The sequence below is a fragment of the Halorhodospira neutriphila genome, from assembly GCF_016584055.1.
Taxonomy (GTDB): domain Bacteria; phylum Pseudomonadota; class Gammaproteobacteria; order Nitrococcales; family Halorhodospiraceae; genus Halorhodospira; species Halorhodospira neutriphila.
This window is the reverse complement of sequence record NZ_NRSH01000186.1, coordinates 1-3052: the sequence shown is the minus strand read 5'-3', so window position 1 is coordinate 3052 and position 3052 is coordinate 1. Positions and strand designations below refer to the sequence as shown.

Sequence of the window (3052 nt, the reverse complement as noted above, 5' to 3'; positions counted from 1 at the left end):
AGGTCGAGGAGGGGAGCGGGGGGGCGCCGGCGGCTGCGGCCTAGGCGGTGGTGTCGACGTTGCCGCCCTTGCCGGGCTCCTTCGCTGGGCTCGAGGCGGCGGCGCCGCCCCCCTGCGCCGCGCCGTCGCCGGCGGAGGCGCCCTCCTCGCAGCCGCTGCACCGCTGCTGGAGCCCCTTCTGGAGCGTCTCGGACTGCTCCTCGAGGCTCTCCTGGATGTCCTCCCGGGCCTGGTAGCCCTTGTAGGCGCCGTAGAGGCCGACACCGAGGGATAGGGCGCTGACCGGATCCATAGGCTCCGCTTACCTCTCTAGAGGGCTGCCTTCCCCCTCCTTGGCGACTGGGAGCCCGCACTCTTGAATAGGCTATGCGTTGGGTTTGGGTTGTGTTCATCGAGGCATTCAATGCATCTTGCAGGAATCGCCTCGAGCCCGTCGGGATGGTCTAGGCTAGCGGCGGGTCAAATCGGGTACCATACCCGTATGGTCACAGGCGCACACGAAGGAGGGGATCCTCTGCTTACGACCATCAACGACCCCGACGACCTGCGCATGCTGTCGCTCGAGCAGCTGCCGGCGCTCGCCGAGGAGCTGCGCGAGTACCTCGTCGACAGCGTCTCGCGCAGCGGCGGCCACCTCGCCGCCGGGCTCGGCGCCGTCGAGCTGACCCTCGCCCTGCACTACGCCCTGGACACGCCCCAGGACCGCCTGGTCTGGGATGTGGGCCACCAGTGCTACGCCCACAAGGTGCTGACCGGGCGCCGCCGGGAGCTGCCGCGCATCCGCCAGGCGGGGGGGCCGGCCGGCTTCCCCGTGCGCGACGAGAGCCCCTACGACGCCTTCGGGGCCGGGCACTCGTCGACGAGCATCAGCGCCGCCCTGGGGATGGCGCTGGCCCAGCGCGCCGGCTGCGGCCCGCGGCGCCGCTGCGTCGCCATCATCGGCGACGGCGGCCTGAGCGCCGGCGAGGCCTTCGAGGGCCTGAACCACGCCGGCGACGTCGGCGCCGACCTGCTGGTGGTGCTCAACGACAACGAGATGTCCATCTCCGAGAACGTCGGCGCCCTGTCGAACTACCTCACGCGGCTGCTCTCCGAGCCGATCGCCGGGCAGCTGCGCCGCGGCGCCCGGGACGTGCTCCGCCGCCTGCCGCCGGTCCACGAGCTCGCCCGGCGCACCGAGGGGCACGTCAAGGGGCTGCTGGCGCCGGCGACCCTCTTCGAGGAGCTCGGCTTCCACTACTTCGGCCCCGTCGACGGCCACAACGTCGAGGGGCTGGTGCGCGTGCTGCGCAACCTGCGCGACCAGCCGGGGCCGCGGCTGCTCCACGTGGTCACCCGCAAGGGCAAGGGCTACGGGCCGGCCGAGGCCGACCCGATCTCCTACCACGGCGTCAGCCGCTTCGACCCGTCCCAGGGGCTGCAGAAGAAGCAGGCAGGCCGGCTCAACTACACCGGCGTCTTCAGCCGCTGGCTCTGCCACGCCGCCGCCGCCGACTCCCGCGTGGTGGCCATCACGCCGGCGATGCGGGAGGGCTCCGGGCTCGTCGACTACGCCCGGCACCACCCCGAGCGCTTCTTCGACGTCGGCATCGCCGAGCAGCACGCCGTCACCCTCGCCGCCGGTCTCGCCTGCGAGGGGACCCGCCCGGTGGTGGCCATCTATTCCACCTTCCTGCAGCGCGCCTACGACCAGCTCCTCCACGACGTGGCCCTGCAGCGGCTGCCGGTGCTCTTCGCCGTCGACCGCGCCGGCATCGTGGGCGCCGACGGGGCGACCCACCAGGGCGCCTACGACCTCAGCTACCTGCGCTGCGTCCCCGACCTGACTGTCATGGCCCCCGGCGACGAGGCCGAGTGCTGGCGGATGCTCGCCACCGGCCTGGCCCTCGACGGGCCGAGCGCCGTGCGCTACCCGCGGGGCAGCGGCGCCGGCGCGGCGCTGCCCGAGGACCTCGAGCCGCTGCCCGTCGGCCGCGGCGAGGTCCGCCGCCGGGGAGGCTCCGGCGTCGCCCTGCTCGCCTTCGGGGCGCTGCTGCCCGAGGCGGAGGCGGCGGGCGCCGAGCTCGACGCCACGGTGGTCAACATGCGCTTCGTCAAGCCCCTCGACGAGGCGCTGGTGCGCCAGCTCGCCGCCGAGCACCACCACCTGGTGACCGTCGAGGAGAACGTCGTCGCCGGCGGGGCGGGCAGCGCCGTCGCCGAGTGCCTGGCGCGCCTCGGCGACCGGACGCCGGTGACCCACCTCGGCCTGCCGGACCGCCCGATCCTCCACGGCGAGCGCGCCGAGCAGCTCGCCGAGCTGGGGCTCGACGCCGCCGGCCTGCAGCGGAGCGTCGCCGCGCTGCAGGCCGGGCAGGGCGGCGGCGGGCGGCGCCGCAGCGGCTAGGCGTACTCGTCGAGGTAGTGCTCGCCGTCGTCCGCGCCGCCGCCCGCGCGGTGCTGCGCGGGGTCCTCGCGCGGCGCTCCCCGGCGGCGCTGGCGCAGCCGCTGCTCGACCGCCTCGGGCCGCTGCGGCTCATCGCTGCTGTGGCCGGTGGGCTCGATGCGCGGGTAGGGCGCCACCGGCTCGATCACGGCGATCTCCTGGAGCCGGCGCAGGCGGATGTCCCGGTGGGTGTCGCGGATCGGGGGGACGTTGAACATGACGCTCCCCTCCTGAGCAGCCTTCCTCAAGGGACGATTCGACACCGGCGCGGCGGGGATCGAGGGGGAGGACACCGACGTCGGCCTCACCCTGGGCCGCTGGGGCACCCCCGCCGGGCCCTACCTGGTCCTCCCCTTCCTCGGCCCGAGCAGCGTGCGCGACGCCACCGGGACCGGGATCGGCTACGCCACCCGCGACTACCACAGCCCCCCTCGCTGGGCCGGCCTCGAGCCCGCGGCGCGCTACGGCATCGTCGCGCTCAACGTGGTGCAGGTGCGCGTCGAGCTGCTCTCCCTGGACGAGCTCCTCGAGCGGACGCAGGCCGACCCCTATATCTTCACGCGGGAGTCGTACCTGCAGAACCGCCGGGAGAAGCTCAGCGACGACGAGGCGTGGGGGGACTGGGAG

The 3052-nt window shown here is 74.1% G+C and carries 3 protein-coding genes and 1 pseudogene; 2 read left to right on the top strand and 2 right to left on the bottom strand.

Features of this window, described 5'->3' with window-relative positions; all coding sequences use genetic code 11:
* Window positions 1-40: 40 nt before the first annotated feature.
* Window positions 41-292 (bottom strand): hypothetical protein, encoded by a 252-nt coding sequence (locus CKO13_RS11480; protein ID WP_200261153.1) that lies wholly within the window; start codon window positions 290-292, stop codon window positions 41-43.
* A 189-nt stretch (window positions 293-481) separates the two neighbouring features.
* Between CKO13_RS11480 and dxs the strand changes: the two genes are divergently transcribed.
* Entirely contained in the window at window positions 482-2386 is a 1905-nt protein-coding gene (dxs, locus tag CKO13_RS11475) for a 1-deoxy-D-xylulose-5-phosphate synthase (protein WP_200261151.1), read from the top strand.
* On the opposite strand, the gene CKO13_RS11470 is transcribed toward dxs, so the two are convergent.
* Entirely contained in the window at window positions 2383-2643 is a 261-nt protein-coding gene (locus CKO13_RS11470) for a hypothetical protein (protein ID WP_200261149.1), read from the bottom strand. The two genes, dxs and CKO13_RS11470, sit on opposite strands and share 4 nt — an antisense overlap.
* A 43-nt stretch (window positions 2644-2686) precedes the next feature.
* Between CKO13_RS11470 and CKO13_RS11465 the strand changes: the two are divergent.
* Window positions 2687-3052, top strand: a pseudogene (locus tag CKO13_RS11465) (MlaA family lipoprotein); the annotation flags it as partial.